Raw genomic sequence first — 3,068 nt, 5'->3', positions numbered from 1 at the left:
CCGCCGGGCGCGCCGCACGGCCCGGGGCGCCGCGCGGCCGTCACTCCGCGCGGCGCCCGGGGCCGTGGGCCTCGCGGCCGACACACCGCGGCAGCACCCCCCACAGGCCCGCGCACAGGGCGAACGTGCCCGCCGCGGCGAGGCTGCCCCAGCCCCGGCCCAGCACCACGTCCACGATCAGCAGCACCGCGGAGGTGAACGCCAGCGACAGCACCGCGAGGCCCGCGGCGGTCAGCCGGGAGGAGACCTCCACCACGCGCCGCTTGGCCTGCCGCCCGAACAGCGTCCGGTGCACGGCGGCGGGCGCGGTGAGCAGGGCGGCGGCCGTCACCGCGAGCAGCAGCGCCGCGATGTACGTGCCGCGCTGCACGTGGTCCAGGGCGGTGAAGCGCTGGGTGAAGGCCAGCGTCAGCAGGAACGCGAACAGGATCTGCACCCCGGTCTGCGTCACCCGCAGCTCCTGGAGCAGCTCGGCGTAGTTGCGGTCCGCGCGCTCCGTCGGCGTCTCGCGGCGCGCCGAGTCGGCCGAGTCCCCGCCCGCCTGACCGGCGTGACGCGCGTCGTCCGCGCCGCCCGCGGAGGACGTTCCCATGTCTCTCATAGGGGACGTCTTACCGGAACGGCTCACAGTACGCGCCGCGCGTCGCCCGTCGCGCCGTGCGCCTCGGCCAGCTCCCGTATCCGCTCGTACACCCGCCCGGCGGCCGGGCTGATCAGGTAGTGGGGCATGTCGCCGCGCTCGGTCACGCCCTGCGGGGTGGTGCCGCCGACGTACGCGGAGTACAGGACCAGCCCGTCCCGCTCCCGCATGTCGATGCCCAGCGCCGAGAAGCCGGGGAAGGTGTCGGTCTGGTAGACGTGCAGGCCGTCGGCGGCCGGGCCGTAGCGCTCCTTGAAGCGGCCGAACCGCTCCAGCGAGTCCTTGACCTTGCGGGCCATGTCCTCCTGGAACTGCCGGGCCAGGGCGGCGGCCGCCTCCGAGTCCGGGTCCAGCAGGTAGCAGCGGTACGTGCCGCCCCGGGCCAGCAGCCGCAGCACGGCGTCGCGGTAGCGGGCCGGGCGCTCGGTGGTGACCAGGCGGCTGGAGGAGGTGCGCAGCGCGGTGCCCAGGTCGCACACGTCCGAGGTGGCAGCGTCCAGCAGCCGCACCTTCTCCTCCGGGCTCGGCCGCTCGGGGTAGGCGCGCACCGGCACTCCGCCGGTCAGACCCTGCCCGGCCAGCCATGTCCGGGTGGCCCGGTCCGCCCCGCCGTCGGCGGACATCAGGTACACGCCCCGGCCCTCGTACGCGCCCACGGCGGTGAACAGCCCGGCGTGCGGGCCCGCGGTGCGGTACACGTCCTCCGAGACGGCCAGGCAGTCGCGCGGGGCGGCCCGCTCCAGATGGGCGCCCCGGTTGATGTCGGGGGAGTGGATGGTGCCGGTGCGGCCGTCGCCGGTGTACCGGATCGTGCCCTTGTGCACGGCCATCCGCAGGTGCAGTCCGCCGTCCACCCCCGCCTGCGCGAACTCGTCCCGCAGGTGCCGCAGGTCCAGGGTGAGGAAGGCCCGGGCCGCCTCCAGGGCCACGTCGCGGGCCACGCTCTCGCGCTCGTCGTGCACGGCGAAGAACCCGCCGTCGCCCCGCCAGCTCCACAGGTCGCTGCGCGCGCACCCCAGGCGCGCGGAGATCTGCCCGATCCGCGCGAGCATCCGCTCGCGTAACAGGTCGAACGCGTGCGCGGCCCGGTCCCTGGGGTTCGCCAGGACGATCGTGGAGTACCCGGAGGTGTCCACGAAGACCAGGTACACGTTGTCGTAGGTCCGGTCCGCCCGGAACTGGTCACTCACGAGCGCCGCCCCTCCCCGCGGGGGCCACCCGCCCCCGCCGCAGCGCCGCCCGCCGGCGGGCGGCATGTTCACGCTAGCGTCTCGCGGCCGGCCCGCACCGCCCCCGCGCCGACGGCCGGCCGCCCGCCCGCGCCGGGGCGGGGCCGGGGCGGGCGGCGCGGCGGCCGGGGATCCGGGGTCAGCGCACGTGGCCGTACGACACGCTCCGGGTCCAGATCCGCTCCAGCCGCACCACCGAACCGGTCTTGGGCGCGTGCCACACCCGGCCGCGCCCGGCGTACAGGCCCACGTGGTAGACGCCGCGCCGGGAGTGGAAGAAGACCAGGTCGCCGCGGTGGCGGGAGGAGGGGGCGACGTGCCGGGTGTGGCGGTACTGGGCCGCCGCCGTGCGCGGCAGCCGCTTGCCGGCCCGTCGGTAGGAGTAGAGCGTCAGGCCCGAGCAGTCGAAGCGGCGCGGCCCCGTCGCCCCGTACTGGTACGGCGCGCCCTTCTTCGACGCGGCGACGTGCAGGGCGACGGCGGGCACGGTCGCCGCCTCGGCCCGGTCGGCGGACCCGGGCAGGACCACCGGGCCGCCGACGGCGGCCAGCGTGAGGGCGGTGACCGCACCGGCCCGGAGGAACAGCGTGGGAAATCGTGTGCGCACATCCATGGCGCGACCCTTCGTCAGCCGCCTGTGAAGGGTGACCTGTCGGGTTCGGGCAGGCGAAGAATGCCCGGCCCCGCGCTCGCGCGGCGGCTTCACCCCAAGGGGCCTGCGCGGGCGTCCACCCGCCTCGGCCCCGCACTTCCGGGTCCTCCACTCCCGCCGTCCACACACCTCGACCAGGCATCCGGGACGGCGGCGGGACTCGGCGTCCGCCCGGAGCGCCCCGCCGCCGCGGCGGGGGCTTGTCGTTGGGGGGATCGTCACGCACGCCGTGCCTGGACGCCGAAACGAAACGCCGGTCTGTGAGTCTGGTCACGGTTGCTCCGGGCGGGTGGGACGCGCCCCCGCCCGCCCGCCGCGCGGCCGGACGCCACCCCTCTCCACCTGGGCGAATCGGCGCGGTGCGGCCGCCACACGCCGTGCGCGGGCGCAACTCGGCCGGATGTGCGCGCCCGCCCTCCGCGCTGCGCCGAACGGGTAGGGGGCGCGTGTCTTCGGCCATTCGCGCGCCCCGCGCACGGGTGGCCGGGGCCGCCGGGGCGCGCGGCACCGGAGGCGCGCGGCGCGACAGGCCGCCGGCGCGCCGGGT

The 3,068-nt window shown here is 76.9% G+C and carries 3 protein-coding genes; all 3 read right to left on the bottom strand.

Annotated elements, in window-relative coordinates; genetic code table 11:
- Positions 1–40 precede the first annotated feature (40 nt).
- The gene (locus RKE29_RS28960) at positions 41–592 is read right to left on the bottom strand and encodes a DUF6328 family protein (protein WP_312008683.1); all 552 of its coding nucleotides are present in this window, start codon (positions 590–592) and stop codon (positions 41–43) included.
- 32 nt (positions 593–624) lie between these two features.
- The gene (locus RKE29_RS28955; protein ID WP_312008682.1) at positions 625–1,830 is read right to left on the bottom strand and encodes a hypothetical protein; all 1,206 of its coding nucleotides are present in this window, start codon (positions 1,828–1,830) and stop codon (positions 625–627) included.
- Between the two features lie 178 nt (positions 1,831–2,008).
- Entirely contained in the window at positions 2,009–2,482 is a 474-nt protein-coding gene (locus RKE29_RS28950) for a C40 family peptidase (RefSeq protein WP_312008681.1), read from the bottom strand.
- Positions 2,483–3,068 lie beyond the last annotated feature (586 nt).

Origin of the sequence: Streptomyces sp. B1866, from assembly GCF_031932565.1 — a bacterium.
GTDB lineage: Bacteria > Actinomycetota > Actinomycetes > Streptomycetales > Streptomycetaceae > Streptomyces.
Note: the sequence above shows the minus strand (reverse complement) of the source record. Positions and strands in the feature narration are given on the sequence as shown.